The organism is Pseudomonas sp. I8001, assembly GCF_013385345.1.
Taxonomy (GTDB): Bacteria; Pseudomonadota; Gammaproteobacteria; order Pseudomonadales; family Pseudomonadaceae; genus Aquipseudomonas.
Genome location: NZ_JACAQC010000032.1, coordinates 128,137 through 153,148 on the forward strand (window position 1 = coordinate 128,137; position 25,012 = coordinate 153,148).

Consider the following 25,012-nt stretch of genomic DNA (forward strand, 5'->3'; position numbering starts at 1 on the left):
TTAGGAGAAAGTCCATGAAATTGCCGATTTACCTTGATTACTCAGCGACCACCCCGGTTGATCCGCGTGTCGCGCAAAAGATGAGCGAATGCCTGCTGGTTGACGGAAACTTCGGTAACCCGGCGTCCCGTTCCCACGTTTTCGGCTGGAAAGCCGAAGAAGCAGTGGAAAACGCTCGTCGCCAGGTCGCTGACCTGGTGAATGCCGACCCACGTGAAATCGTCTGGACCTCCGGTGCCACCGAGTCCGACAACCTGGCAATCAAGGGTGCGGCGCATTTCTACGCGACCAAAGGCAAACACCTGATCACCACCAAGATTGAGCACAAGGCTGTCCTCGACACCATGCGCCAACTGGAGCGTGAAGGTTTTGAGGTTACCTACCTCGAGCCAACCACCGACGGTATCGTGACCCCTGCGATGATCGAAGCCGCGATGCGTGAAGACACCATCCTGGTTTCCGTGATCCACGTGAACAACGAAATCGGCACCATCAACGACATCGCCGCCATCGGCGAGCTGACCCGCTCCAAGGGCGTGTTGCTGCACGTCGACGCTGCTCAGTCCACCGGCAAGGTCGATATCGACCTGTCGAAACTGAAAGTCGACCTGATGTCGTTCTCTGCCCACAAGACCTACGGCCCTAAAGGCATTGGCGCGCTCTACGTGAGCCGCAAGCCTCGCGTACGTATCGAAGCCACCATGCACGGCGGCGGTCACGAGCGCGGCATGCGTTCGGGCACCCTGGCGACCCACCAGATCGTCGGCATCGGCGAAGCGTTTCGTGTGGCCAAGGAAGACATGGCTGCCGAAAACGTGCGCATCAAGGCCCTGAGCGATCGCTTCTACAAGCAGGTCGAGCACCTTGAAGAGCTGTACATCAACGGCAGCATGACCGCCCGTGTACCGCACAACCTGAATTTGAGCTTCAACTACGTCGAAGGCGAGTCGCTGATCATGGCGCTCAAGGACCTGGCGGTTTCGTCCGGCTCGGCCTGCACCTCGGCTTCCCTTGAGCCGTCTTACGTCCTGCGCGCCCTGGGCCGCAACGACGAACTGGCTCACAGCTCGATCCGCTTTACATTCGGCCGTTTCACCACCGAAGAAGAAGTCGACTACGCCGCGCAGAAAGTCTGCGAGGCCGTCACCAAGCTGCGTACCTTGTCCCCGCTGTGGGACATGTACAAGGACGGTGTCGACATTTCCAAGATCGAGTGGGCGGCACACTAAATATAGAAGCCGCCACCCAAAAGGCTCTGTAAAGACGTGGCGGAAAACGCAGGCGTATTTGCAGGGTTCCAGAGCGGCCCTGATGAGTGAGGATTCAGTACCATGGCTTACAGCGAAAAGGTCATCGACCACTACGAAAACCCGCGCAACGTCGGCAAGATGAACGCGGAAGACCCTGATGTCGGCACCGGCATGGTCGGCGCTCCGGCGTGCGGCGACGTTATGCGCCTGCAGATCAAGGTCAACGAAGCTGGCGTTATCGAAGACGCCAAGTTCAAGACCTACGGTTGCGGTTCGGCCATCGCCTCCAGCTCCCTGGCGACCGAATGGATGAAAGGCAAGACCCTGGATGAGGCTGTGACTATCAGCAACACCCAGCTGGCCGAAGAACTGGCCTTGCCGCCAGTGAAAATCCACTGCTCGGTACTCGCAGAAGACGCTATCAAGGCGGCCGTTCGCGACTACAAGCAGAAGAAAGGCTTGATCTAAGCAATTTGGCGACGAGTAAGGAGTCACGATGGCTATCAGCATGACAGAAGCGGCTGCGCAGCACATTCGCCGCTCCCTGAATGGGCGCGGTAAAGGTGAGGGGATTCGTCTGGGTGTTCGCACCACGGGCTGTTCCGGCCTTGCCTACGTGCTGGAGTTTGTCGACGAGGTGGTCGAGGAAGATCAGGTGTTCGAGAGTCACGGCGAAAAAGTGATCATCGACCCGAAAAGCCTGACCTACCTGGACGGCACCGAACTCGATTTCGTCAAGGAAGGGTTGAACGAAGGCTTCAAGTTCAACAACCCCAACGTACGCGGTGAATGTGGCTGCGGCGAAAGCTTCAACATCTGAGGCTGATTGTGGGTACTCCTTGTCATTTCGCTTTGTTCGAGCTGCAGCCGAGTTTTCGACTGGACCTTGAACAGCTTGCCACGCGCTACCGTGAATTGGCGCGTGGGGTGCATCCGGACCGCTTCGCTGACGCTTCCGAGCGTGAGCAACGCCTGGCGCTGGAGCAATCAGCCAGCCTCAACGAAGCCTATCAGACGCTCAAGAACCCTCCCAAACGCGCGCGCTACCTGCTCGCGATGGGCGGTCGCGAGCTGCCGCTTGAAGTCACGGTCCAGGACCCTGATTTCCTGATGCAGCAGATGCAATGGCGCGAGGAGCTTGAAGAACTGCAGGACGAGGCTGATCTGGCCGGAGTCGCAGTGTTCAAGCGCCGTCTGAAAGTGGCCCAGGATGAACTCAACGAAAGCTTCGCAGCCTGTTGGGATGATGCAGCGCAACGTGAACAGGCCGAACGCCTGATGCGGCGCATGCAGTTCCTCGACAAGCTCACCTACGAAGTGCGCCAGTTAGAAGAGCGCCTCGACGATTAACCCAGTGCCGCCCAGGTTGCACGCCTGATATACAGATAAGTCCTGATTACCATGGCCCTACTGCAGATCGCCGAACCCGGTCAAAGTCCTCAACCGCACCAGCGTCGTCTGGCGGTCGGGATTGACTTGGGCACTACCAATTCGCTGGTCGCTGCATTGCGCAGCGGTCTTTCCGAGCCGCTGCCCGACGCGGATGGCCAGGTCATCCTGCCGTCTGCCGTGCGTTATCACGCTGACCGCACCGAAGTGGGCGAGTCGGCCAAGCTGGCGGCGTCTACCGATCCTTTGAATACCGTGCTGTCGGTCAAGCGCTTGATGGGTCGTGGTTTGTCCGACGTCAAGCAGCTGGGCGACCAGCTTCCCTACCGCTTTGTCGGCGGCGAATCACATATGCCGTTCATCGACACGATCCAGGGCCCGAAAAGCCCGGTGGAAGTGTCGGCCGATATCCTCAAGGTCTTGCGCCAGCGCGCCGAGACCACCTTGGGTGGCGAACTGGTAGGTGCGGTGATTACTGTTCCTGCATATTTCGATGACGCTCAGCGCCAGGCCACCAAGGATGCGGCGAAACTTGCCGGCCTGAACGTGCTGCGCCTGCTCAACGAGCCGACCGCAGCCGCTGTGGCTTACGGTCTGGATCAGCACGCCGAAGGCCTGGTGGCTATTTACGACCTGGGCGGCGGTACCTTTGATATTTCGATCCTGCGCCTGACCGGCGGTGTCTTCGAAGTGCTGGCTACCGGTGGCGATACCGCCCTGGGTGGCGATGACTTCGATCACGCCATTGCTGGCTGGATCATCACCAGCGCCGGCTTGTCTGCCGACCTGGACCCGGGTGCGCAACGTAATTTGCTGCAAACTGCCTGTGCCGCCAAAGAAGCGCTGACTGATGCCGCGTCGGTTGAAGTTTCCTACGGTAGCTGGTCGGCTCAACTGACCCGCGAAGCGTTCGATTCGTTGATCGAACCGATGGTCGCCCGCAGCCTGAAAGCCTGCCGCCGCGCCGTGCGTGATTCCGGTGTCGAGCTGGAAGACGTGGTCGCCGTGGTCATGGTGGGTGGTTCGACCCGCGTGCCGCGTGTTCGTGAGGCGGTCGCTGAAGCCTTCGGCCGTCAGCCGCTGACTGAAATCGACCCGGATCAAGTGGTGGCTATCGGTGCCGCGATCCAGGCCGATACCCTCGCCGGTAACAAGCGTGATGGTGGCGAACTGCTTCTGCTCGACGTGATCCCGTTGTCCCTGGGGCTGGAAACCATGGGCGGCCTGATGGAGAAGGTGATTCCACGCAACACCACCATCCCCGTTGCCCGCGCCCAGGACTTCACCACGTACAAAGATGGCCAGACGGCCATGATGATTCACGTGCTGCAAGGCGAGCGTGAGCTGATCAGCGACTGCCGTTCCCTGGCGCGCTTCGAATTGCGCGGCATTCCGGCGATGGTGGCTGGTGCGGCGAAGATTCGCGTGACCTTCCAGGTCGACGCCGACGGCTTGCTCAGCGTTGCCGCTCGCGAACTGGCCTCCGGCGTTGAAGCCAGCATCCAGGTCAAGCCGTCCTACGGCCTGACCGACGGTGAAATCGCCAAGATGCTCAAGGATTCGTTCCAGTACGCCGGTGACGACAAGGTCGCCCGCGTGCTGCGTGAGCAGCAAGTCGACGCCCAGCGCCTGCTCGAAGCGGTGCAGGGCGCCCTGGAAGCTGACGGCGAACGTCTGCTGGATGCCGAAGAGCGCATGGTCATCGACCTGCAAATGCAGGAACTGGCTGAATTGATGAAAGGCACCGATGGTTACGCCATCGAGCAACAGACCAAGCGCCTGTCGCAAGTGACCGATGCCTTTGCCGCCCGTCGTATGGACCAGACGGTAAAAGCCGCCCTGGCGGGCCGCAACTTGAATGAACTTGAGGATTAACTGATGCCGCAGATCATTTTTCTGCCACACGCCGAGCATTGCCCGGACGGTATGGTTGTGGAGGCTGAGACCGGCAAGTCCATTCTCGAAGTCGCTCACGATAACCACATCGAGATCGAAAGCGCCTGCGGCGGCGTTAACGCCTGTACCACGTGCCATTGCATCATCCGCGAAGGTTTCAATAGCCTGGAAGAGGCTGATGAGCTGGAAGAGGACTATCTTGATAGGGCGTGGGGCCTTGAGCCGACGTCGCGATTGAGCTGTCAGGCAAAAGTGGGAACAGAAGACCTCACCGTCGAGATTCCGAAGTATTCGCTCAACCATGCCGCCGAAGCGCCGCATTGATTCAAGGAAATGTCATGAGCCTGAAATGGGTTGATGTACAAGAAATCGCTATACAACTTGCTGAAGCTCACCCGGATGTCGATCCTCTGTCGGTGAACTTCGTCAAGTTGCGCAACCTGGTGATGCAGCTGCCGGAATTTGACGACATCCCGGATCGGGGTGGCGAAAAGGTTCTTGAGGCGATACAAGGCCTGTGGATCGAAGAAGCAGACTGAATCGCCTTTTTACGCAGTTAGGCAATACCCAAGAACCCGCGTATAATTCGCGGGTTTAATTTTTCGCAAATTACCGTTTCTGGAGTTACACCATGGCTGTTCAACGTACTTTCTCCATCATCAAGCCTGACGCTGTTGCAAAAAACGTCATCGGCGAGATCACCACTCGTTTCGAAAAAGCCGGCCTGAAGGTTGTAGCTTCGAAACTCAAGCAACTGTCCAAGGCTGAAGCTGAAGGCTTCTACGCTGAGCACAGCGCTCGTGGTTTCTTCGGCGACCTGGTTGCCTTCATGATCTCCGGCCCTGTTGTTGTTCAGGTTCTGGAAGGCGAAAACGCTATCGCTCTGAACCGTGAGCTGATGGGCGCTACCAACCCTAAAGAAGCTGCTGCCGGCACCATCCGTGCTGACTTCGCTGAATCGATCGACGCCAACGCCGTTCACGGTTCGGACTCCGAAGCCGCTGCTGCCCGCGAAATCTCGTACTTTTTCGCTGCTACTGAAGTAACCGCTCGCTAAGCATTGGCTTAAAAGAGCGAAGGTGAATCCATGACTACATTGACTGCAAAAACCAACCTGCTGGGTCTGACTCAACAGGAAATGGAAAAATTCTTCGACTCAATCGGGGAGAAGCGTTTTCGTGCCGCTCAGGTAATGAAGTGGATTCACCATCTTGGCGTCGATGATTTCGACGCCATGACGAACGTCAGCAAGGCCCTGCGCGACAAGCTCAAGGCCATTGCCGAAGTTCGCGGCCCCGAAGTGGTCAGCGAGGACATTTCCACCGACGGCACCCGTAAGTGGGTGGTGCGCGTGGCGTCCGGCAGCTGCGTCGAGACCGTGTACATTCCCCAGGGCAAACGCGGCACTCTGTGCGTTTCGTCCCAGGCAGGCTGTGCCCTGGACTGCAGTTTCTGCTCCACCGGCAAGCAAGGTTTCAACAGCAACCTCACCGCCGCCGAAGTCATCGGCCAGGTGTGGATTGCCAATAAATCGTTCGGCAGCATCCCGGCGACCGCCGACCGTGCCATCACCAACGTGGTGATGATGGGCATGGGCGAGCCGCTGCTGAACTTCGACAACGTTGTCGCGGCCATGCACCTGATGATGGACGACCTGGGCTACGGTATCTCCAAGCGCCGCGTGACCCTGTCGACCTCCGGCGTGGTACCGATGATCGATGAGCTGGCCAAGCACATCGACGTCTCCCTGGCGTTGTCGCTGCACGCACCGAATGACGCATTGCGTAACCAATTGGTGCCGATCAACAAGAAGTATCCGCTTAAGATGCTGCTCGAATCTTGCCAGCGTTACATGGCGACCTTGGGCGAAAAGCGTGTGTTGACCATTGAGTACACCATGCTCAAGGACATCAACGACAAGGTCGAGCACGCGGTCGAGATGATCGAGTTGCTCAAGAACGTACCGTGCAAGATCAACCTGATTCCGTTTAACCCGTTTCCCCATTCTGGCTATGAGCGGCCGAGCAACAACGCCATCCGCCGTTTCCAGGATCAACTGCACCATGCAGGCTTCAATGTCACCGTGCGCACCACCCGCGGCGAAGACATCGATGCGGCATGTGGCCAATTGGTAGGACAGGTGCTGGATCGCACCCGTCGCAGCGAACGTTATATCGCCGTGCGTGAATTGAGTGCCGCCGACGATATGCCGCAAAGCGCCGCGACTCGAACCTGAGAGAGGATCTCTATGCCCTTGCGCCTTGCGCTGCTTTTGCTTGTTGCCAGCCTCGCGGCTGGCTGTGTTTCATCGGGCCATGACAGCCCGTTGCAAACCGGCAAGGGCCGTGACGAAGCGCGAGCTGCCTATGTGCAGCTGGGCTTGGGGTACTTGCAGCAAGGGATGACCGAACAGGCCAAGGTGCCGCTGAAAAAAGCCCTCGAGCTGGATGGCAGCGACGCCGACGCCAATGCTGCGTTGGCCTTGGTGTTCCAGGCCCAGGCCGAGCCCGAATTGGCCGATCAATATTTCCACAAGGCCCTGGCCACACGCCCTGGCGACCCAAGACTGCTGAATAACTACGGCAGTTTTTTGTTTGCGCAGAAACGTTATGCCCAGGCATCCGAATATTTCCAGCAGGCTGCGGCCGATACCCTCTATCCTGAGCGTTCGCGGGTTTTCGAGAACCTGGGGGTGACCTCAATGCTTCTCGGCCAGCGCGACACCGCACGCCAGCAACTGGAAAAAGCCCTGCACCTGAACCAGCGCCAGCCACGGGCCTTGCTCGAAATGGCTGAGTTGTCCTTCGAAGACAGGCATTATGTGCCGGCACGTGACTATTACGAGCGTTTTAGCCTGCTGAGCGGGCAAAATGCACGTAGTCTATTGCTCGGTGTGCGCCTGGCGACGGTTCATGAAGAACGCGACAAGGCCGCACGTTTTGGCCAGCAACTCGAACGACTCTATCCCGGTACGCCGGAATATCAGCAATACCTGTCGGAGCAATGATGAAAGCGGCGCACCCGGAAGTTGTAGCAGCTAATCGTGGAAACCCAGGCGAGACCTTGCGTCAGGCCCGCGAAAGCAATGGTTGGTCGCTGGCAGAAGTGGCCCTCAAGCTCAATTTGACCACGACTTCATTGGGCAACCTTGAAGCTGGCGCATTCGACAAGCTGCCAGGGCATACCTTTGCCCGCGGCTATATCCGCGCCTACGCGAAGTTGCTGGGTATCGACCAGGCTGCATTGGTCCAGGAATTCGACCAAATCACCGGTACCGATTCCCAGGGCAGCAATGTCCATGGTCTTGGCCGCATTGAAGAGCCTGTGCGGGTTTCCCACACCATTTTGCGCATTGTCAGCCTGTTGCTGCTCATCGCCGTGATCGGCGGTGGTTTTGTATGGTGGCAGGATCAGACCGCCCAGCGTGGCAAGGACTTGTCCAGCAACGCCATGGAGCACGTCGAAGTCGAAAGCGCCGACGGCACCACCCAGATTCATCCGTTGGATGAGCCGGAAGACCAGGCCGTGGCCCAGGGTCAGGCGGCGCCTGAGGCAGAGCCAAGCGCCGAGCAGCCTGCGCCCGAAGCAGGTACTGCCGCCGCAGTGGCACCCGTCGCACCCGCTCCAGCGGTTGCAGTGACGCCTGCTGCTCCAGCTCATACGCCAGCAACGCCAGCAGTACCGGCGCAGGCTCCGGCAACAACGGCTCCCGTCGCCCCGGCGATTTCCGCGCCAACCACCCCGGTACTGATCGCCGGTGATGGCCGAGTACAAATTACCTACGTCGCTGACTGCTGGACGCAAGTCTCCGATGGCAACGGCAAGGTGCTGTTCAGTGGTCTGAAGCGTAAGGGAGATACACTTGACCAGGGCGGCAAGCCTCCTTTGACGCTGCGTCTGGGCTTTGCCCGTGGCGCGCAAGTGGCCTACAACGGCCAGCCTGTGGACGTGGCGCCGTTCACCAGTGGCGAGACTGCTCGCCTCAAGTTGGGACAATAAAGTCATGCACGGCGAATCTCCAATCAAACGTCGCGTATCGCGCAAGATCTGGGTCGGCTCGGTGCCGGTGGGCGGCGATGCCCCCATCGCAGTACAGAGCATGACCAACAGCGACACCAATGATGTGGCGGCCACTGTCGCCCAGATCAACCGCCTGGAAGCGGCGGGCGTCGACATCGTGCGTGTATCCGTACCGGACATGGACGCTGCCGAAGCCTTTGGCCGCATCAAGCAACTGGTCAAGGTGCCGCTGGTCGCCGATATTCACTTCGACTACAAGATCGCGTTGCGCGTGGCCGAGTTGGGCGTCGATTGCCTGCGGATCAACCCGGGCAACATCGGTCGTGAAGACCGGGTTCGCGCCGTGGTGGATGCCGCCCGTGATCGCGGGATTCCAATTCGCATCGGCGTCAACGCCGGCTCCCTGGAAAAAGACCTGCAAAAGAAGTACGGCGAGCCGACGCCGGCCGCACTGGTCGAGTCCGCGCTGCGCCACGTAGAACACCTTGAACGCCTGAATTTCCAGGACTTCAAGGTCAGCGTAAAGGCTTCCGACGTGTTCATGGCGGTAGAAGCGTACCGCCTGCTGGCCAAGGAAATCGTCCAGCCGCTGCACCTGGGTATCACTGAAGCCGGCGGTTTACGCTCAGGCACAGTGAAATCTGCGGTGGGTCTCGGTATGCTGCTGGCCGACGGGATTGGCGATACTATTCGCATCTCCCTCGCGGCAGACCCGGTAGAGGAAGTGAAAGTCGGTTACGACATTCTCAAATCCCTGCATTTGCGTTCCCGTGGCATCAACTTCATTGCCTGCCCGAGCTGCTCGCGGCAGAACTTCGACGTGGTGAAAACCATGAACGAACTGGAAGTACGCCTCGAAGACCTGCTGGTGCCGCTGGATGTCGCGGTGATCGGCTGTGTGGTCAACGGGCCGGGTGAGGCCAAAGAGGCCCATGTGGGCCTGACCGGTGGTACGCCAAACCTGATTTACATCGACGGCAAGCCGTCGCAGAAATTGACGAATGACAATCTGGTGGATGAGCTGGAACGGCTGATCCGCCAGAAAGCGGCCGAAAAGGTCGAAGCTGACGCAGCGGTTATCGCGCGCGGCTGATCGAACGAATTTAAGGATTTGATGTGAGCAAGTCTCTGCAAGCCATTCGTGGCATGAACGACATCCTGCCTGAGCAGACGCCCCTGTGGCGCTACTTCGAGGGCACTGTCGCGCGCCTGCTGGATAACTACGGTTACAAGCAGATCCGCATGCCGATCGTCGAGTTCACCGAGCTGTTCAAGCGCTCCATCGGTGAAGTGACCGACATCGTCGAAAAAGAGATGTACACCTTCGAAGACCGCAACGGTGACTCCCTGACCCTGCGTCCGGAAGGTACTGCCGCGTGTGTGCGTGCGGTGCTCGAACATGGCCTCACCGGCGGTGGCCAGCCGCAGAAGCTCTGGTACATCGGCCCGATGTTCCGCCACGAGCGTCCGCAGAAAGGCCGTTATCGCCAGTTTCACCAGATCGGCCTGGAAGTCTTCAACCTCGACGGTCCGGACATCGACGCCGAGCTGATCGTGCTGACCTGGCGCCTGTGGGGCATGCTGGGCATCCGCGATGCGGTCAAGCTTGAACTCAACAGCCTGGGCACCAGCGAATCCCGGGGCCGCTACCGCGAAGCCCTGGTGGAATTCCTGTCGGCCCACCTGGACAAGCTGGACGAAGACAGCCAGCGTCGCCTGAAAACCAACCCGCTGCGGGTACTGGACACCAAGAACGCCGAGACCCAGGCCGTACTGGTGGACGCGCCGAAAATGGCCGACTACCTGGACGACGAGTCCCGTATCCACTTCGAGGGCCTCAAGGCTCGCCTGGATGCAGCCGGTATTCCTTACGTCATCAACCCGAAACTGGTGCGTGGCCTCGATTACTACAGCAAGACCGTGTTCGAGTGGGTCACCGACAAGCTCGGCGCCCAGGGCACGGTGTGTGCCGGTGGTCGTTACGACGGCCTGGTCGAGCAGATGGGCGGCAAGCCGACCACCGGCGTAGGTTTTGCCATGGGCATCGAGCGGCTGATCCTGCTGCTGGAAACCCTGGAGCAGGTTCCCGAAGAAATCTCCCGTCAGGTGGACGTGTACTTCTGTGCCTTTGGCGAGGCGGCCGAACTGGCTGCCCTGGCCCTGAGCGAGAAACTGCGCGACCAACTGCCGAACCTGCGCCTGCAAGTCAATGCCGGCGCCGGCAGCTTCAAAAGCCAGTTCAAGAAAGCCGACAAGAGCGGTGCGTTGTATGCACTGATCCTGGGTGATGATGAATTGGCCCAGCAAGTGGTAAGTTTCAAACCCCTGCGTGGTCAGGGTGAACAACAAAGCATTGCCTTTGATGCGCTTGCAGCGCACCTGGCCACCTGCATCGTGCAGGGTTGAAGCTGTCAAACAGCCGATTTAGCGATTAAGGAGTATTGGGGTGTCGAGTACTGATGATGACCAGCTGGCCGAGTTCAAAGACTGGTGGCAGCGCAACGGCAAGCCCCTGGTCACTGGCGGCTTGCTGGCTTTAGTAGTGGTGTTCGGCTGGCAAGCCTGGCACAAGTATCAGGCTAACCAGTCGCAAGGCGCCTCGATTATCTATCAGCAACTGCTGGAAACCACGCTGACGCCAAACGGCAAGCCTGACCTGGCCCAGGTTGCAGACCTGGCCGGCAAGCTGAAGAGCGAATTCGGCGGTAGCACCTACGCGCAATACGGCAGCCTGTTCGTCGCAAAAGTTGCGGTCGACAACGGCAAGCTGGATGACGCCGCCTCCGAGCTGAAAGCCATCACCGACAAGCCGGCCAACCCGACACTGGGTGAAATCGCACGTCAGCGTCTGGCTCAGGTACTGGCGGCACAGAACAAGGCCGACGAAGCACTGAAACTGCTCGACGGCGATGCTGACAAGGCATTCCTGGCCACTCGTGAAGAGCTCAAGGGCGACCTCCTGGTCCAATTGGGTCGTACCGACGAAGCCAATGCTGCGTACCAAAAAGCCAAGGCGGCGCTGTCTGATGAAGCGGCGGTCGGTGGCTTACAAATCAAGCTCGACGACTTGGCCAAAGGGGATGCGTGACGTGATCCGTTGGAAACATGCAGCATTGCTGGCTCTGGCCGTTTTGGCCGCGGGTTGCAGCAGCAACAGCAAAAAAGAACTGCCTCCGGCCGAGCTGACCAGCTTCAAGGAAGAAGTGGTCCTGCAAAAGCAGTGGAGCCGCTCCATTGGTGACGGTCAGGGCGATCTGTACAACCTGATGGTCCCGGCGATCGACGGTGACACTATCTACGCCGCTGATTCCACCGGTGTTGTGGTCTCCATGGATCGCATGAACGGCGACGTCAAGTGGAAGAAAGACCTCGAACTGCCTGTGTCCGGCGCCGTTGGCGTGGGTTCTGGCCTGGTGATGCTCGGCACGCTGAAAGGCGACGTCGTGGCACTGGATTCGAGCACCGGTGAAGAGAAATGGCGCGCTCGCGTGACCAGTGAAGTGCTCTCGCCGCCTGCTACCAACGGTGACGTGGTTGTCGTGCAGACCCAGGATGACCGTGTGATCGGCCTCGACGCCGCCACCGGTAACCAGCGCTGGTTGTATGACAGCACGCCGGCGGTCCTGACCTTGCGCGGTACCAGCGGTCCGGTTGTGACCAGCAACCTGGCACTGGCAGGCCTGTCGACCGGTAAAGTGGTCGCCCTGGACACCCAGAACGGCGTGCCGGCCTGGGAAACCCGGGTCGCGATTCCTCAAGGTCGTTCGGAACTGGACCGCGTAGTGGACATCGACGGTGGCTTGCTGCTGTCGGGTGATACCCTTTACGTCGCTACTTATCAGGGCCGTGTTGCGGCGCTGGACGTGCAGAGCGGCCGGATCAACTGGCAGCGTGATGCTTCCAGCTACGCCGGTGTCGCCCAAGGGTTTGGCAGCGTCTACGTAAGCCTGGCGTCCGGCACCGTTGAAAGTGTCGACGAGCGTTCCACCACTGCATTGTGGAGCAACGACTCCCTGGCCCGCCGTCAGTTGTCGGCACCGGAAGTGTTCTCCAGCTACGTAGCGGTAGGCGACTTTGAAGGTTACCTGCACCTGCTGAGCCAGGTGGACGGTCGCTTCGTGGGTCGCGAACGTATCGACAGCGACGGCCTGCGTGCCCGTCCGCTGGTGGTAGGTAACATGCTTTACGTGTATGGCAACAGCGGCAAACTGGAAGCGCTGACCATCAAGTAATGGTTTGACTATGCTTGGGGTAATTCCCAGGCGGCCCTGCTTCGGCAGGGCATGCGGCGCTTTCGAGCGCTGCCCCGAGCACCAGCCGCTGCCTTGCAGCGGCTTTTGTATTTTCTGAAATAACGAAGTGGAGAGCCGCATGGTTCCCGTAATCGCCCTGGTGGGCCGACCGAACGTCGGCAAGTCCACCTTGTTCAACCGCCTGACCAGGACTCGCGACGCCATCGTCGGCGACTTGTCCGGTCTGACCCGTGATCGCCAATACGGTGAGGCAAAGTGGCAAGGGCGCTCCTACATTATTGTCGACACCGGTGGTATCTCCGGTGACGAGCATGGCATGGACGAAAAGATGGCCGAGCAGTCGCTGCTGGCCATTGAAGAAGCTGATGTCGTGTTGTTCCTGGTGGACGCCCGCGCGGGCTACACCGCTGCAGACCAAATGATTGGCGAGCACCTGCGCAAGCGCAACAAGCGTTCCTACGTGGTGGCCAACAAGATCGACAATATCGATCCTGAAATGGCCCGCGCCGAGTTCAGCCCGATGGGCCTGGGCGATGCGATCCCGATCGCCGGTGCCCACGGTCGCGGCATCACCCAGATGCTGGAAATCGCCCTGCGCGACTTCCCGCGTGATGACGTGGATGAAGTCGAAGGCGAAGAAGAAATCGTTGCCGAAGGCGAGGAAGCCAAGCGCATTCCTGGCCCAAGCGAAAAAGACGGTATCAAGATCGCGATCATCGGCCGTCCGAACGTCGGCAAGTCGACCCTGGTCAACCGCATGCTCGGTGAAGACCGGGTAATCGTCTATGACGAGCCGGGCACCACTCGCGACAGCATCTACATCCCGTTCGAGCGTAACGACGAGAAGTACACGCTGATCGACACTGCCGGTGTGCGCAAGCGCGGCAAGATCCACGAAGAAGTTGAAAAGTTCTCCGTGGTGAAAACCCTGCAGGCGATCAAAGACGCCAACGTAGTGATCTTCGTCATGGACGCCCGCGAAGGCGTGGTAGACCACGACCTGAACTTGCTGGGCTTTGCCCTGGAAGCCGGTCGCGCCCTGGTGATTGCGATCAACAAGTGGGACGGCATGACGCCGAGCGAGCGCGACTACGTCAAGGTCGAGCTGCAGCGTCGCCTGTTCTTCGTCGAGTTTGCCGATATCCACTTTATCTCGGCACTGCACGGTACCGGCGTGGGTAACCTCTACGCCTCGGTGCAGAACTCGTTCAAGTCCGCGGTTACCCGCTGGCCGACCAACCGCCTGACCCAGATTCTTGAAGATGCGGTCAGCGAGCACGCGCCGCCGATGGTCAACAACCGTCGGATCAAGCTGCGCTACGCTCACTTGGGTGGTGCCAACCCGCCGATTATCGTGATTCACGGTAACCAGCTGGAGAAGGTGCCGAAGTCCTACGTGCGTTACCTGGAAAATACCTACCGCCGCGTCTTGAAACTGGTCGGTACGCCGATCCGTATCGAGTTCAAGGGTGGCGAGAACCCGTACGAAGGTAACAAGAACAGCCTCACCGACCGCCAGGTAAACAAAAAGCGCCGGATGATGACGCACCACAAGAAGGCCGACAAAAAGCGCCGCGACAAGCGCTGATCCTGATCGGTTGAAAAAGGGCTCTTTCGGAGCCCTTTTTTTGTGCCTGGCGGTTGACCCTTCGCGGCATGCAGCTTAAAACTTGGGGCTCACCGCAAGGGGCGCACCGATGATCACCAGCAAGCTGCCGAATGTCGGCACCACCATCTTCACCACCATGTCGCAACTCGCTGCCGAAACCGGTGCGCTCAACCTGTCCCAGGGCTTTCCCGACTTTAACGGGCCCCAGGAGTTGCTCGATGGAGTGGGCAGACACATTGCCCTGGGCCATAACCAATACGCCCCGATGACCGGCCTGCCGGTACTGCGCCAGCAAGTGGCGGCCAAGATCGCCCGCAGCTATGGCGCAACGGTGAATGCCGACAGCGAAGTGACCATCACCCCAGGCGCCACTGAAGCGATCTTCTGTGCGATCCAGGCGGTGATCCGCAGCGGTGATGAAGTCATCGTGTTCGATCCGGCCTACGACAGCTACGAGCCTTCTGTGGAACTGGCAGGCGGTCGCTGCGTACACGTGCAACTGGGCCTGGATGATTTCGCCCTGGACTTCGAGCAACTGCGCGCTGCGCTGTCGCCGCGCACCCGCATGATCATCCTCAACAGCCCGCATAACCCCACCGGTGCCCTGATCAGCCGTGCCGAGCTGGACCAGTTGGCCGAGTTGATCCGCGACCGCGACATCTACCTGGTCAGCGACGAGGTCTACGAGCACCTGGTGTTCGACGGTGTGCCCCACGTCAGCGTGTTGGCCCACGAAGAGCTGTATCAGCGTGCGTTTGTGGTCAGTTCGTTCGGCAAGACCTACCACGTCACCGGCTGGAAAACCGGCTACGTGGTCGCGCCGCCAGCCCTCAGCGCCGAGCTGCGCAAGGTGCATCAATATGTCAACTTTTGCGGCGTGACCCCGTTGCAGTACGCTTTGGCAGACTTCATGGCCGAACACCCGGAACACGTCGAGGAGCTGCCGGCTTTTTATCAAGCCAAGCGCGACCTGTTCTGCGACCTGCTGGAACCGTCGCGTTTCAGCTTTACCCGGGTGGCCGGTACCTACTTTCAATTGGTGGATTACTCACAGATTCGCCCGGACCTGGATGACGTCGCCATGTCGCTGTGGATGACCCGCGAACACGGCGTTGCGACCATCCCGGTCTCGGTGTTCTACCGGAACCCACCGCAAGGCCAGCGCCTGGTGCGACTGTGCTTTGCCAAACGCGAGGAGACGCTGCGTCAAGCAGCCGAGAAACTATGCGTGATCTGAGTGCACTGCCCAACCTGAACATCGCCCTGGTGCAAACCACCCTGGCCTGGCACGACCGCCAGGCCAACCTGGAGCATTTTGAACTGTTGCTGGAACAGGCCAAGGGTGCCGACCTGATCGTGCTACCGGAGATGTTCACCACCGGTTTCTCGATGGAATCGGAAACCCTCGCCGAGCCTGAAAACGGCCCCACCCATCAATGGCTGCAGGCCCAGGCGAAGAAGTACAACGCGGTGATCACCGGCAGCGTGATCATCCAGGCCGCCGACCGCAGTCACCGCAACCGCCTGCTGTGGGCGCGACCGGATGGTGAGGTGCTGCACTACGACAAGCGTCACCTGTTCCGCATGGCCGGTGAGCACGACCACTACACCCCCGGCGAACGCCAGGTGCAGTTCGAACTCAAGGGCTGGCGGATTCGTCCGTTGATCTGCTACGACCTACGCTTCCCGGTGTGGAGCCGTGACGCCCAGGACACGGACCTGCTGCTGTACACCGCCAACTGGCCGGGCGCACGGCGTCAGCACTGGAACCGTCTGCTGCCGGCACGGGCCATCGAAAACCTGTGCTATGTGGCGGCGGTGAATCGGGTGGGCACGGACGGCAAGGGCTTTGCCTACACCGGCGACAGCCAGGTCGTGGACTTCCAGGGCGAAAGCCTGCTGAGCGCAGGGGAGGCGGACGGGGTGTTCCAGGTGTGCCTGGACGCAGCGGAATTGGCGCAGTACCGCACACGCTTCCCGGCGAACCTGGATGCGGACAGCTTCGAGTTCACCTGAAGGATTTTAAATCGTTCCCACGCTCTGCGTGGGCACGCCTCTTGTGACGCTCCGCGTCACGCTTCGGGACGCGGAGCGTCCGAGCTGCATTCCCACGCGGAGCGTGGGAACGATCATAAAAAAGGCCCCTGGATTCTCATCCCGGGGCCTTTTGCATTTCAGCGGTCAGTGCTTACGCCGCTTTCGCTTCCAGCTGGCTCAACGAGCGGTTCAGCGCGCTGAACACCGCCTTGAAGCTCGCCGTGGTGATGTTTTCATCAATGCCCACGCCATGCACCGGACGCTCACCGTTCACTCGCAGCTCGATGTAGGCCGCTGCCTTGGCATTGGTGCCGGCACCAATCGCATGTTCGTTGTAATCCATGATCTCCACACCAATCGGCAGCCCGGCCACCAGCGCTTCCAGGGCGCCGTTGCCTTTGCCGTGCCAGCGCAGGTTGGTTTCGCCCTGGCCCTTGCCGGAGACTTCAACTTCCACCGAGCTGTTGCCGTTCTCTTCCTGCAAGCGATGGCTGACCAGCGCGTAAGGAATGTTGGCTTGCAGGTATTCACGCTGCAACAAGCTGTAGATCTGCGCGGCCGTCATCTCCAGGCCCACTCGGTCGGTTTCGGCCTGTACCACCTGGCTGAACTCGATCTGCATGCGGCGCGGCAAGCTGATGCCGTATTCCTGCTCCAGCAGGTAGGCGATGCCGCCTTTGCCCGACTGGCTGTTGACGCGAATCACTGCCTCGTAGCTGCGGCCGATGTCGGCCGGGTCGATCGGCAAGTACGGCACTTCCCACAAGGCGTCGTCTTTCTGCTGGGTGAAGCCCTTGCGGATCGCGTCCTGGTGGGAGCCGGAGAAGGCGGTGTGAACCAGGTCGCCGACGTACGGGTGACGTGGGTGAACCGGGATCTGGTTGCACTCTTCGACAACTTTGCGAACACCGTCGATGTCGGAGAAGTCCAGCTGAGGGTCGAGGCCCTGGGTGTACATGTTCAAGGCCACGGTGACCAGGTCGACGTTACCGGTACGCTCGCCGTTGCCGAACAGGCAGCCTTCGACACGGTCGGCGCCGGCCATCAGGCCCAACTCGGTGGCGGCTACGCCGGTGCCACGGTCGTTGTGGGTGTGCAGGCTGATGATCACGCTGTCGCGACGGTTGATATGACGACCGAACCACTCGATCTGGTCGGCATAGATGTTCGGGGTGGCGCACTCGACGGTGGCTGGCAGGTTGAGGATCACCTTGTGCTCAGGCGTCGGGTTCCAGACCTCGATCACCGCGTCACAGACTTCCTTGGCGAACTCAAGCTCGGTGGCGCTGAACGTCTCTGGCGAGTATTCGAAGGTCCACTGGGTTTCCGGCTGCTGGGCGGCGTATTTGACGAACAGCTTGGCCGCGTTGACCGCGATCGCCTTGATGCCATCCTTGTCCTGGTTGAACACGATGCGGCGGAACGACGGCGAGGTGGCGTTGTACAAGTGAACGATGGCTTTCTTCGCCCCGCGCAGGGATTCGAAGGTGCGCGCGATCAAGTCTTCACGGCCCTGGGTCAGCACCTGGATGGTGGTGTCCTCGGGGATGTGATTGTCTTCGATCAGGGTGCGCACGAAGTCGAAATCGGTTTGCGACGCAGCCGGGAAGGAGGCTTCGATTTCCTTCACACCGACGGCGACCAAGGTCTTCCAGAAACGCAGCTTTTTCACCGCGTCCATCGGTTCGATCAGCGACTGGTTGCCGTCGCGCAGGTCGGAACTGCACCAGATCGGCGCGGTGGTGATGGTTTTCGAAGGCCAGGTGCGGTCCGGGATATCAATGGTCGGGAACGCGCGGTACTTCGAAGACGGGTCTTTGAGCATGCTCATCGGGAAATCCTTTGTCTAGGGGCCGAGAAAAGGCGGCCTGCCGTAAAACTGTTATTGGGGATAAAGCGGAAGACGAGGCAGATCGATTCAGCCTGGCAGTCGTGCGCTGACTAGGCACAGGCTGCGGTGCTGGCGGAGCTGAATGAGGGTGTGAGAGGTTTTCATAGGTCCAACCCTAACCGCCGGGGTGAAAGATGGCAAGCAGTCGGAAAAAATTGAGAGAAGTTCTGCTATTGCTGAGGAAAACGAGATTTTATGGTTGAGAGTTGTGCGCGGGGTTGTTTTGTTTGCGCACCCGTTGCCGGGTGCGCAATTGAGCATCAGGGCTGAAACGCGCCGATAAAGATCGCCGGATCCACCCGTGCGTCGTTCAGGCTGATGTTCCAATGCATATGCGGCCCGGTCGCCCGGCCGGTGGAACCGACCTTGCCCACCACCGCACCACGAGCCAGTTGCTGGCCCACGCTCACATCAATCTTCGACATATGGCAGAACATGCTGATAAAGCCCTGGCCATGGTCGACAAACACGGTGTTGCCGTTGAAGAAGTAGTTGCCGGTCAGGATCACCTTGCCCGCTGCCGGGGTCTTGATCGGCGTGCCGGCGCCCACGGCAAAGTCCAGGCCGGAATGCGGATTCCGCTCCTCGCCATTGAAGAAACGTCGTACGCCGAACTTGCTCGACAGCGGCCCGTTCACCGGCTTGTCCAGCAGCAGGTTGCTCGGCGTGTTCGGGCTGAAACTGCGATACGCCTTGAGCTGGACCGCCAGCTCGCCTTCGATGCGCTTGAGTTGCGCCGGGTCCGGGTTCACCTGGCTCTTGTTCTTCAGGGTGATGTGCTGCTCGGGGTATTTCTTGAAGCCCACGACAAACGGCAGGTTCTGGCTGCCGCTGGTGATGCGTTGGGTGCCGGGCTTGACCGTCAGCGGGATGCCCACAATCGCCAACCAGTTGTTTTGCTCCTTCACCACCAGCACTGGGCGGTTCATGTAGGTGGCTTTGGGCGCCGTGGCCGAAGTGCCGAGGTCGACCACCGCCACGCCACCGGGCACCGGCTTGTTCAGCAGGCGGGTGATGTAGCTGTCGGCATGGGCGTTAAAGGTCAGGCACAGCAGCATCAACAAACTTAAAAAGCGTGGCATCAATCAATCCAGTAACGAGAGGGTGACGGGCGTCAGGTGGTTGTCTTCCACCCGTACCTGCAATTGGCCTTCACCGAGGCGCGCGGTCAGGCGCTGCCCGGTGTGGGTTTGCGCGGCGTTGCGAATCGCCTGGCCGCGTTCGTCGAGCAAGATGCTGTAGCCGCGTCCAAGCGTCGCCAGCGGGCTGACCACGTGCAGCGTCTGCACCTGGCTTTGCAGTTGCAGGCGACGGGCCTTGAGGCCTTCGCGCATGGCACGGGGCAGGCGTTCGGCAAGGCTGTCCAGGCGTTGGCGCAACAGCGCCAGTTGGCGGCCGGGGTGTTGGCCGGCGAGGCGGGTTTCCAGGCGGATCAAACGCTCGCGACGGGTGTTGAGGCTGCGCTCGAAGGCACGCCGCAGGCGCATGTCCAGGTCATCCAGGCGCTGGGCCTGTTGGCGCAGGCGCTCGCCCGGGTGACGCAGGCGACGAGCCATGCCTTCCAGGCGCAGGCGGTCGTGGGTCAGGCGGTTGCGCATCAGCATCACCAGGCGGCGGTGCAGGTTCTCTACCTGGCGAGTCAGGTGGCTGGAGTCCGGCGCCAACAGCTCGGCAGCGGCGGAAGGCGTTGGGGCGCGTACGTCGGCGACAAAGTCGCTGATCGACACATCGGTCTCATGGCCAACGGCGCTGACGATGGGCGTCACGCAGGCGTCCACTGCACGCGCCACGGCTTCTTCGTTGAAGCACCAGAGGTCTTCCAGCGACCCGCCGCCACGGGCCAGGATCAGCGCGTCGAAGCCGCGTGCATCGGCCAGCTTCAGTGCGCGGACGATCTGCGCCACGGCTTCACGACCTTGTACGGCTGTCGGGATCAGCGTCAGTTCCACGTTGGGCGCCCGGCGACGGAACACGCTGATGATGTCGCGAATCACCGCACCGGTGGGCGAGCTGATAATCCCGATGCGCCGTGGGTGTGCGGGCAGCGGCACCTTGCGCTCGGCACTGAACAGGCCTTCGGCGCTGAGTTTTTCCTTCAGCGCGTCGAAGGCCAGGCGCAGTGCGCCGTCACCGGCCGGCTCCACCGTGTCGAGAATCAGCTGATAGTCGCCACGGCCCTCAAACAGCGAGACCTTGCCCCGTACCTTCACCGCCAGGCCGTCTTTCAACGCCTGGCGCACCCGTGCGGCGTTCTGCCGGAACAGCGCACAACGCACCTGGGCGCCACTGTCCTTGAGGGTGAAATACACGTGGCCGGAGGCCGGGCGGGCGAGGTTGGAGATCTCGCCTTCGACCCAGATATTGGTGAACACGTCTTCCAGCAACACCCGCGCGCGGCCGTTGAGCTGGCTGACAGTCAGGACTTCGCGGTCCAGGCCCAGACGGGCAAAGGGATCTTTAATCATGGGCGGCAGTTTATAGGCATTCGTGCAGGGTTTGACAGAACTGCTCCACCAGCGCGTTCGGCGTTTGCTGGCAGGCGAGGGCGACGGTGCTTTGGCAATCGGGATCGGCCAGGGGTAAAAAATGGATGTTGGCCGGCGCAATGTCCTGCATCGACTCCGGCAGCAAGGCGATGCCGAATCCGGCCTGGATCAGCTGTAACTGCGTGGTCTTGCGCGACATCACCCGCGCCGCCTTGGGGAAAAATCCTGCACGCATGCACAACTCGGCTGACAGGTAACTCAGCCCTCCGCGCTGGGGGTGAGGGATCGAGATAAACGCTTCGTTCTTCAGTTGCGCCAAATCGATACCGGATGTGTGCCCGGCCAACCGGTGGTTCGGCGGCACGGCCAGCAACAGTCGCTCGCTATATAAAGGCACGATGCGCACGCCTTCGCGCTGGCGCAACACCGGTAAGCGCAACAGCCCGACCTCCAGTCGGCCGTCGGCGATTTCTTCCAACTGGGCTTCGGAGGACAGTTTGGCGATGTCCATCGACACGCCCGGGCATCGTTCCAGCCAGGCACCGATGCCGCGCAGCAGGCGGCCACTCATCGGCACCGTGCTCGAATGGCTCATCCGCAGCGTGCCGAGCTGTCCATTGCCCACTTGCGTCGCCATCTCACTGGCCTTGAGCAATTCGCCCAGCAGGTTGCGTGCCCGCGGATAGAAAGCCTCTCCCGCAGCCGTCAGTCTTGGCTGGCGCGCGGTACGCTCGAACAATGGCGTTTGCAGCAGGTTTTCCAGCTCCTTGATCTGCCGACTCAGTGCCGATTGCGCCACAAACAGCCGCTCGGCCGCTGCGCTGAAGCTGCCGCTCTCGGCGATTTCGACGAAGTAACGCAATTGCCGGGTGGAAATCACAAGTCATGCCTTTTCGAGATGAGTGATGGGCTTTGAAGATATTAGTCGCAACGCTTGCCAATGGCTAAAGTGATGGCCATCTCTAATAAGGAATACGTCATGAGTCCGGTCGAGCTGTTGAGTCATTGGTCGTTTGGCGGTGTGGACTGGCTGGTGATAGGCGTGGCGATTGCCCTGGCGTATATCGTGTTCGGCATTGCAGGCTTTGGTACCGCATTGGTGGCGGGGCCGATCCTGATTCTGTTCATGCCGCTGTCGAAGATCATCCCCTTGCTGGTGCTGCTGGATTTTGTCGCGGCCTTCGGCAACCTTCTGCAATCGCGCCGGGATGTGGTGAAACCGGAGTTGTTCAGGCTACTGCCGTGCATGGCGATTGGCTGCACCCTTGGGGTGATCTTCCTGCTCAACCTGCACTCTGATTTATTGCTGCTGTTGATGGGGCTGTTTATCAGCGCCTATGCGATCTACAGCCTGGCGGTGAAGGCCAAGCCCACGCAGATGGCAGCCGGCTGGGCGATTCCCATGGGGGTTGTCGGCGGGCTGTTTGGCGCGTTGTTTGGCAGTGGCGGCTTTCTGTATGCGATCTACCTCAACAGCCGATTGCCCAAGGATGGCGCGCGGGCGACCCAGAGTGCGTTGATCAGTTGCAGCACGGTGGTGCGCCTGAGCCTGTTTCTGATCGCGGGCGTGTATGCCGAGCTACCCTTGTTGATGTTGGCGGTGTGCCTGTTGCCGGCCATGGCGCTCGGGCTGTGGGCGGGGCGGCGGTTGACCCTGCGCATGTCCCGCGAGGCGTTTGTGCGGTTGGTGACCTGGCTGGTGCTGGCCAGTGGCATTGCCTTGATTGCCCGTTACTTGAGTACTTGACCTGATTGTTTCAGGGATTAAGCTGCCAGCCTTCAGGGCCTCTTCGCGAGCAAGCCCGCTCCCACATTTGGAACGCATTCCCCCTGTGGGAGCGGGCTTGCTCGCGAAGGCGCCAGTAGCCACGCCGCAGGACTCCCATGAATTCCCAAAGCATCCTTGTCCCGAAAATCTCCACGCTACCCGTCCACGAACCCCGCGCCCGGGCGATCGTGCGCTGGCTGGTGCGCAAGAACATCGTCAAGGAAGAACTCACCACCTGCGGGCGCACCGGCAACCGCATGGGCTATGCCCTGGCCGACGGTGCCCGCGCCGTGGTGCTGCACCCCGACGCGCTGCCGTTCAACGAGCCGATCAACGGCCTGGAGATCATCTACAAGCGCTGCATCTACACCCCGGCCAAAGGCTTCCTGGAAGAGGCCGGCTGTCCCGAGTGCCTGAAGGAAGTCGGCGAAGCCCTGTTCGAAGGCCTGGAAGACTGGATGCCCGGCCACACCGATAACTTCACCTGCCCGCTGTGTGGGCATGAGGACGACATCAACGGTTTCCTGTTCCTGCAGGAATGCGGCTTTTCCAACCTGGGATTCATCTTCAATAACTGGGCGGAGGCGGGGTTCAAGCAGAGTTTTATCGACGAATTTGCCGACTGGCTGGACCAGAAGATGAGTTGGGTCAAAGTCGAACTTTAATTCGATGTGATCGTTCCCACGCTCCCGCGTGGGAACGCTTCCCGTGACGCTCCGCGTCGCCCTGGCCAGGACGCGGAGCGTCCAAAGCGGCGTTACCACGCAGAGCGTGGGAACGATCAGTGCTGCAAAAATCATCCATCTATCAGTATTACCAAGTTTGTCAGAGTTTTACATTGAACCCGAGGGGGTGTCTGACTATAATGGCGCGCTTCCATTTTCCCGCTCGGGAGCCCCCGCGATGCTGCGTATCAGCCAAGAAGCTCTGACATTCGACGACATTCTCCTAGTGCCCGGTTATTCCGAGGTGCTTCCTAACGAAGTCAGTCTCAAGACCCGCCTAACCCGTGGCATCGAGCTGAATATTCCTCTGGTTTCCGCTGCCATGGACACCGTCACTGAAGCCCGTTTGGCAATCGCCATGGCTCAGGAAGGCGGCATCGGCATCATCCACAAGAACATGACCATCGAGCAGCAAGCTGCCGAAGTTCGCAAGGTCAAGCGTTACGAAGCCGGTGTGGTCAAGGACCCGATCACCATCGAGGCCGATGCCACCGTTCGTGACCTGTTCGACCTGACCCGCCTGCACAACATCTCCGGCGTTCCGGTGCTGCACGATGGCGACCTGGTCGGCATCGTCACTTCCCGTGACGTGCGTTTCGAGAACCGTCTTGAAGTCACCGTCCGTGAAGTGATGACGCCTAAAGAGCGCCTCGTTACTGTCAAGGAAGGCGCCGACAAGAACGATGTGCGCGAGCTGCTGCACAAGCACCGCATCGAACGCGTACTGATCGTCGACGACAAATTCGCCCTCAAGGGCATGATGACCGTCAACGACATCGAAAAAGCCAAGGCTTACCCGCTGGCCAGCAAGGACGATCAAGGTCGTCTGCGCGTAGGCGCTGCGGTCGGTACCGGCAAAGACACCGGTGACCGTGTAGCGGCCCTGGTGGCTGCCGGTGTTGACGTGGTGGTGGTCGACACTGCCCACGGTCACTCCAAAGGCGTGATCGACCGCGTTCGCTGGGTCAAACAGAATTTCCCTGACGTGCAAGTGATCGGCGGCAACATTGCCACCGGCGCTGCCGCCAAGGCCCTGGCCGAAGCCGGTGCTGATGCGGTCAAGGTCGGTATCGGCCCTGGCTCGATCTGCACCACCCGTATCGTGGCCGGTGTAGGCGTGCCGCAAATCAGCGCCATCGCCAACGTCGCCGCGGCCCTTGAAGGCACTGGCGTACCGTTGATCGCCGACGGCGGCATCCGTTTCTCCGGTGACCTGTCCAAGGCCATCGTCGCCGGTGCTTCCTGCGTGATGATGGGCTCGATGTTCGCCGGTACTGAAGAAGCGCCGGGCGAGATCGAACTGTTCCAGGGTCGTTCGTACAAGGCTTACCGTGGCATGGGTTCCCTGGGCGCCATGTCCCAGGCTCAAGGCTCTTCCGACCGCTACTTCCAGGACTCCTCCGCGGGCGCCGAGAAGCTGGTACCGGAAGGCATTGAAGGGCGTGTTCCGTACAAGGGCACCCTGAGCGCCATCATCCATCAACTGATGGGCGGCCTGCGTTCCTCGATGGGCTACACCGGCAGCGCCGACATCGAAGAAATGCGCACCAAGCCTGAGTTCGTGCGGATCACCGGTGCCGGCATGGCCGAGTCCCACGTCCACGACGTACAGATCACCAAGGAAGCGCCAAACTACCGCGTAGGTTGATGCTTCCAGCAAATAGTTAAGTAACCGGGGCTGTCTTATT

25 protein-coding genes are annotated in these 25,012 nt (G+C 60.3%); 21 read left to right on the forward strand and 4 right to left on the reverse strand.

The annotated features are described in order from the left end of the window. The first annotated feature begins 14 nt into the window (after positions 1-14). From HX839_RS21395 to HX839_RS21480, 18 genes are all read left to right on the forward strand, one after another. The gene (locus tag HX839_RS21395) at positions 15-1,229 is read left to right on the forward strand and encodes an IscS subfamily cysteine desulfurase (protein WP_008438290.1); all 1,215 of its coding nucleotides are present in this window, start codon (positions 15-17) and stop codon (positions 1,227-1,229) included. Between the two features lie 102 nt (positions 1,230-1,331). Beyond that, the gene (iscU, locus tag HX839_RS21400) at positions 1,332-1,718 is read left to right on the forward strand and encodes a Fe-S cluster assembly scaffold IscU (RefSeq protein ID WP_003209682.1); all 387 of its coding nucleotides are present in this window, start codon (positions 1,332-1,334) and stop codon (positions 1,716-1,718) included. Positions 1,719-1,746: 28 nt separating this feature from the next. Continuing rightward, positions 1,747-2,070, forward strand: coding sequence for an iron-sulfur cluster assembly protein IscA (iscA, locus tag HX839_RS21405; protein WP_003209680.1), 324 nt, complete (start codon positions 1,747-1,749; stop codon positions 2,068-2,070). Between the two features lie 8 nt (positions 2,071-2,078). After that, on the forward strand, positions 2,079-2,600 hold the full coding sequence (gene hscB / locus HX839_RS21410; RefSeq protein WP_008438289.1) for a co-chaperone HscB: 522 nt from the start codon (positions 2,079-2,081) through the stop codon (positions 2,598-2,600). A gap of 51 nt (positions 2,601-2,651) precedes the next feature. After that, positions 2,652-4,514 (forward strand): Fe-S protein assembly chaperone HscA, encoded by a 1,863-nt coding sequence (gene hscA / locus HX839_RS21415; protein ID WP_087695132.1) that lies wholly within the window; start codon positions 2,652-2,654, stop codon positions 4,512-4,514. Between the two features lie 3 nt (positions 4,515-4,517). Continuing rightward, positions 4,518-4,859, forward strand: coding sequence for an ISC system 2Fe-2S type ferredoxin (fdx, locus tag HX839_RS21420; RefSeq protein WP_003209674.1), 342 nt, complete (start codon positions 4,518-4,520; stop codon positions 4,857-4,859). A gap of 14 nt (positions 4,860-4,873) precedes the next feature. Further along, on the forward strand, positions 4,874-5,074 hold the full coding sequence (iscX, locus tag HX839_RS21425; protein WP_003209673.1) for a Fe-S cluster assembly protein IscX: 201 nt from the start codon (positions 4,874-4,876) through the stop codon (positions 5,072-5,074). Between the two features lie 92 nt (positions 5,075-5,166). Continuing rightward, the gene (gene ndk, locus HX839_RS21430; protein WP_003175956.1) at positions 5,167-5,592 is read left to right on the forward strand and encodes a nucleoside-diphosphate kinase; all 426 of its coding nucleotides are present in this window, start codon (positions 5,167-5,169) and stop codon (positions 5,590-5,592) included. A gap of 30 nt (positions 5,593-5,622) precedes the next feature. Continuing rightward, positions 5,623-6,771, forward strand: a complete 1,149-nt coding sequence (gene rlmN / locus HX839_RS21435; RefSeq protein ID WP_003209670.1) for a 23S rRNA (adenine(2503)-C(2))-methyltransferase RlmN — start codon at positions 5,623-5,625, stop codon at positions 6,769-6,771. A 12-nt stretch (positions 6,772-6,783) separates the two neighbouring features. After that, positions 6,784-7,542 carry a type IV pilus biogenesis/stability protein PilW gene (gene pilW, locus HX839_RS21440; protein ID WP_008438284.1) on the forward strand — a complete coding sequence of 253 codons (759 nt, stop codon included), beginning with the start codon at positions 6,784-6,786 and terminating at the stop codon, positions 7,540-7,542. After that, positions 7,542-8,534 (forward strand): RodZ family helix-turn-helix domain-containing protein, encoded by a 993-nt coding sequence (locus HX839_RS21445; protein WP_003209667.1) that lies wholly within the window; start codon positions 7,542-7,544, stop codon positions 8,532-8,534. Before pilW ends, HX839_RS21445 begins: the two co-directional genes overlap by 1 nt. Before the next feature lie 4 nt (positions 8,535-8,538). Beyond that, a complete protein-coding gene (gene ispG / locus HX839_RS21450) occupies positions 8,539-9,648 on the forward strand; it encodes a flavodoxin-dependent (E)-4-hydroxy-3-methylbut-2-enyl-diphosphate synthase (protein WP_003209666.1) in 1,110 nt (369 codons plus the stop codon). Between the two features lie 23 nt (positions 9,649-9,671). Further along, complete coding sequence (gene hisS, locus HX839_RS21455; protein ID WP_003209664.1) at positions 9,672-10,961, forward strand: histidine--tRNA ligase; 1,290 nt, start codon at positions 9,672-9,674, stop codon at positions 10,959-10,961. A 40-nt stretch (positions 10,962-11,001) separates the two neighbouring features. Then, positions 11,002-11,643, forward strand: a complete 642-nt coding sequence (locus HX839_RS21460) for a tetratricopeptide repeat protein (protein WP_003209663.1) — start codon at positions 11,002-11,004, stop codon at positions 11,641-11,643. Beyond that, positions 11,636-12,787 carry an outer membrane protein assembly factor BamB gene (gene bamB, locus HX839_RS21465; RefSeq protein WP_003209662.1) on the forward strand — a complete coding sequence of 384 codons (1,152 nt, stop codon included), beginning with the start codon at positions 11,636-11,638 and terminating at the stop codon, positions 12,785-12,787. Before HX839_RS21460 ends, bamB begins: the two co-directional genes overlap by 8 nt. Before the next feature lie 139 nt (positions 12,788-12,926). Further along, positions 12,927-14,396 carry a ribosome biogenesis GTPase Der gene (gene der, locus HX839_RS21470; RefSeq protein WP_003209661.1) on the forward strand — a complete coding sequence of 490 codons (1,470 nt, stop codon included), beginning with the start codon at positions 12,927-12,929 and terminating at the stop codon, positions 14,394-14,396. Between the two features lie 109 nt (positions 14,397-14,505). Then, complete coding sequence (locus HX839_RS21475; protein ID WP_003209660.1) at positions 14,506-15,654, forward strand: pyridoxal phosphate-dependent aminotransferase; 1,149 nt, start codon at positions 14,506-14,508, stop codon at positions 15,652-15,654. Continuing rightward, on the forward strand, positions 15,642-16,433 hold the full coding sequence (locus HX839_RS21480; protein ID WP_177027909.1) for an amidohydrolase: 792 nt from the start codon (positions 15,642-15,644) through the stop codon (positions 16,431-16,433). Before HX839_RS21475 ends, HX839_RS21480 begins: the two co-directional genes overlap by 13 nt. 172 nt (positions 16,434-16,605) lie before the next feature. Here HX839_RS21480 and leuA read toward each other — a convergent pair whose 3' ends face one another. The 4 genes from leuA to HX839_RS21500 form a co-directional block, all read right to left on the reverse strand. Beyond that, positions 16,606-18,285 carry a 2-isopropylmalate synthase gene (leuA, locus tag HX839_RS21485; RefSeq protein WP_177067661.1) on the reverse strand — a complete coding sequence of 560 codons (1,680 nt, stop codon included), beginning with the start codon at positions 18,283-18,285 and terminating at the stop codon, positions 16,606-16,608. 320 nt (positions 18,286-18,605) lie between these two features. Next, entirely contained in the window at positions 18,606-19,427 is an 822-nt protein-coding gene (locus tag HX839_RS21490; RefSeq protein WP_008438272.1) for a peptidoglycan DD-metalloendopeptidase family protein, read from the reverse strand. Positions 19,428-19,430: 3 nt separating this feature from the next. Then, a complete protein-coding gene (gene xseA, locus HX839_RS21495) occupies positions 19,431-20,810 on the reverse strand; it encodes an exodeoxyribonuclease VII large subunit (protein ID WP_003209653.1) in 1,380 nt (459 codons plus the stop codon). 10 nt (positions 20,811-20,820) lie between these two features. Beyond that, the gene (locus tag HX839_RS21500; RefSeq protein ID WP_087695128.1) at positions 20,821-21,711 is read right to left on the reverse strand and encodes a LysR family transcriptional regulator; all 891 of its coding nucleotides are present in this window, start codon (positions 21,709-21,711) and stop codon (positions 20,821-20,823) included. Between the two features lie 99 nt (positions 21,712-21,810). Between HX839_RS21500 and HX839_RS21505 the strand changes: the two genes are divergently transcribed. The 3 genes from HX839_RS21505 (at position 21,811) to guaB (ending at position 24,972) form a co-directional block, all read left to right on the forward strand. After that, positions 21,811-22,578 carry a sulfite exporter TauE/SafE family protein gene (locus HX839_RS21505; protein WP_003209649.1) on the forward strand — a complete coding sequence of 256 codons (768 nt, stop codon included), beginning with the start codon at positions 21,811-21,813 and terminating at the stop codon, positions 22,576-22,578. A 137-nt stretch (positions 22,579-22,715) separates the two neighbouring features. Then, the gene (locus HX839_RS21510; protein WP_177067662.1) at positions 22,716-23,264 is read left to right on the forward strand and encodes a sugar ABC transporter ATPase; all 549 of its coding nucleotides are present in this window, start codon (positions 22,716-22,718) and stop codon (positions 23,262-23,264) included. A 238-nt stretch (positions 23,265-23,502) separates the two neighbouring features. Next, positions 23,503-24,972, forward strand: a complete 1,470-nt coding sequence (gene guaB / locus HX839_RS21515) for an IMP dehydrogenase (protein ID WP_003209646.1) — start codon at positions 23,503-23,505, stop codon at positions 24,970-24,972. Positions 24,973-25,012: the final 40 nt, after the last annotated feature.

Excerpts from the sequence above, each read along its gene's own strand:
- HX839_RS21395 (WP_008438290.1), top strand. The coding sequence starts at position 15 with ATGAAATTGCCGATTTACCTTGATTACTCAGCGACCACCCCGGTTGAT.
- iscU (WP_003209682.1), top strand. The coding sequence starts at position 1,332 with ATGGCTTACAGCGAAAAGGTCATCGACCACTACGAAAACCCGCGCAAC.
- iscA (WP_003209680.1), top strand. The coding sequence starts at position 1,747 with ATGGCTATCAGCATGACAGAAGCGGCTGCGCAGCACATTCGCCGCTCC.
- hscA (WP_087695132.1), top strand. The coding sequence starts at position 2,652 with ATGGCCCTACTGCAGATCGCCGAACCCGGTCAAAGTCCTCAACCGCAC.
- fdx (WP_003209674.1), top strand. The coding sequence starts at position 4,518 with ATGCCGCAGATCATTTTTCTGCCACACGCCGAGCATTGCCCGGACGGT.
- iscX (WP_003209673.1), top strand. The coding sequence starts at position 4,874 with ATGAGCCTGAAATGGGTTGATGTACAAGAAATCGCTATACAACTTGCT.
- ndk (WP_003175956.1), top strand. The coding sequence starts at position 5,167 with ATGGCTGTTCAACGTACTTTCTCCATCATCAAGCCTGACGCTGTTGCA.
- rlmN (WP_003209670.1), top strand. The coding sequence starts at position 5,623 with ATGACTACATTGACTGCAAAAACCAACCTGCTGGGTCTGACTCAACAG.
- pilW (WP_008438284.1), top strand. The coding sequence starts at position 6,784 with ATGCCCTTGCGCCTTGCGCTGCTTTTGCTTGTTGCCAGCCTCGCGGCT.
- HX839_RS21445 (WP_003209667.1), top strand. The coding sequence starts at position 7,542 with ATGAAAGCGGCGCACCCGGAAGTTGTAGCAGCTAATCGTGGAAACCCA.
- ispG (WP_003209666.1), top strand. The coding sequence starts at position 8,539 with ATGCACGGCGAATCTCCAATCAAACGTCGCGTATCGCGCAAGATCTGG.
- bamB (WP_003209662.1), top strand. The coding sequence starts at position 11,636 with ATGCGTGACGTGATCCGTTGGAAACATGCAGCATTGCTGGCTCTGGCC.
- der (WP_003209661.1), top strand. The coding sequence starts at position 12,927 with ATGGTTCCCGTAATCGCCCTGGTGGGCCGACCGAACGTCGGCAAGTCC.
- HX839_RS21475 (WP_003209660.1), top strand. The coding sequence starts at position 14,506 with ATGATCACCAGCAAGCTGCCGAATGTCGGCACCACCATCTTCACCACC.
- HX839_RS21480 (WP_177027909.1), top strand. The coding sequence starts at position 15,642 with ATGCGTGATCTGAGTGCACTGCCCAACCTGAACATCGCCCTGGTGCAA.
- leuA (WP_177067661.1), bottom strand. The coding sequence starts at position 18,285 with ATGAGCATGCTCAAAGACCCGTCTTCGAAGTACCGCGCGTTCCCGACC.
- HX839_RS21490 (WP_008438272.1), bottom strand. The coding sequence starts at position 19,427 with ATGCCACGCTTTTTAAGTTTGTTGATGCTGCTGTGCCTGACCTTTAAC.
- xseA (WP_003209653.1), bottom strand. The coding sequence starts at position 20,810 with ATGATTAAAGATCCCTTTGCCCGTCTGGGCCTGGACCGCGAAGTCCTG.
- HX839_RS21505 (WP_003209649.1), top strand. The coding sequence starts at position 21,811 with ATGAGTCCGGTCGAGCTGTTGAGTCATTGGTCGTTTGGCGGTGTGGAC.
- HX839_RS21510 (WP_177067662.1), top strand. The coding sequence starts at position 22,716 with ATGAATTCCCAAAGCATCCTTGTCCCGAAAATCTCCACGCTACCCGTC.
- guaB (WP_003209646.1), top strand. The coding sequence starts at position 23,503 with ATGCTGCGTATCAGCCAAGAAGCTCTGACATTCGACGACATTCTCCTA.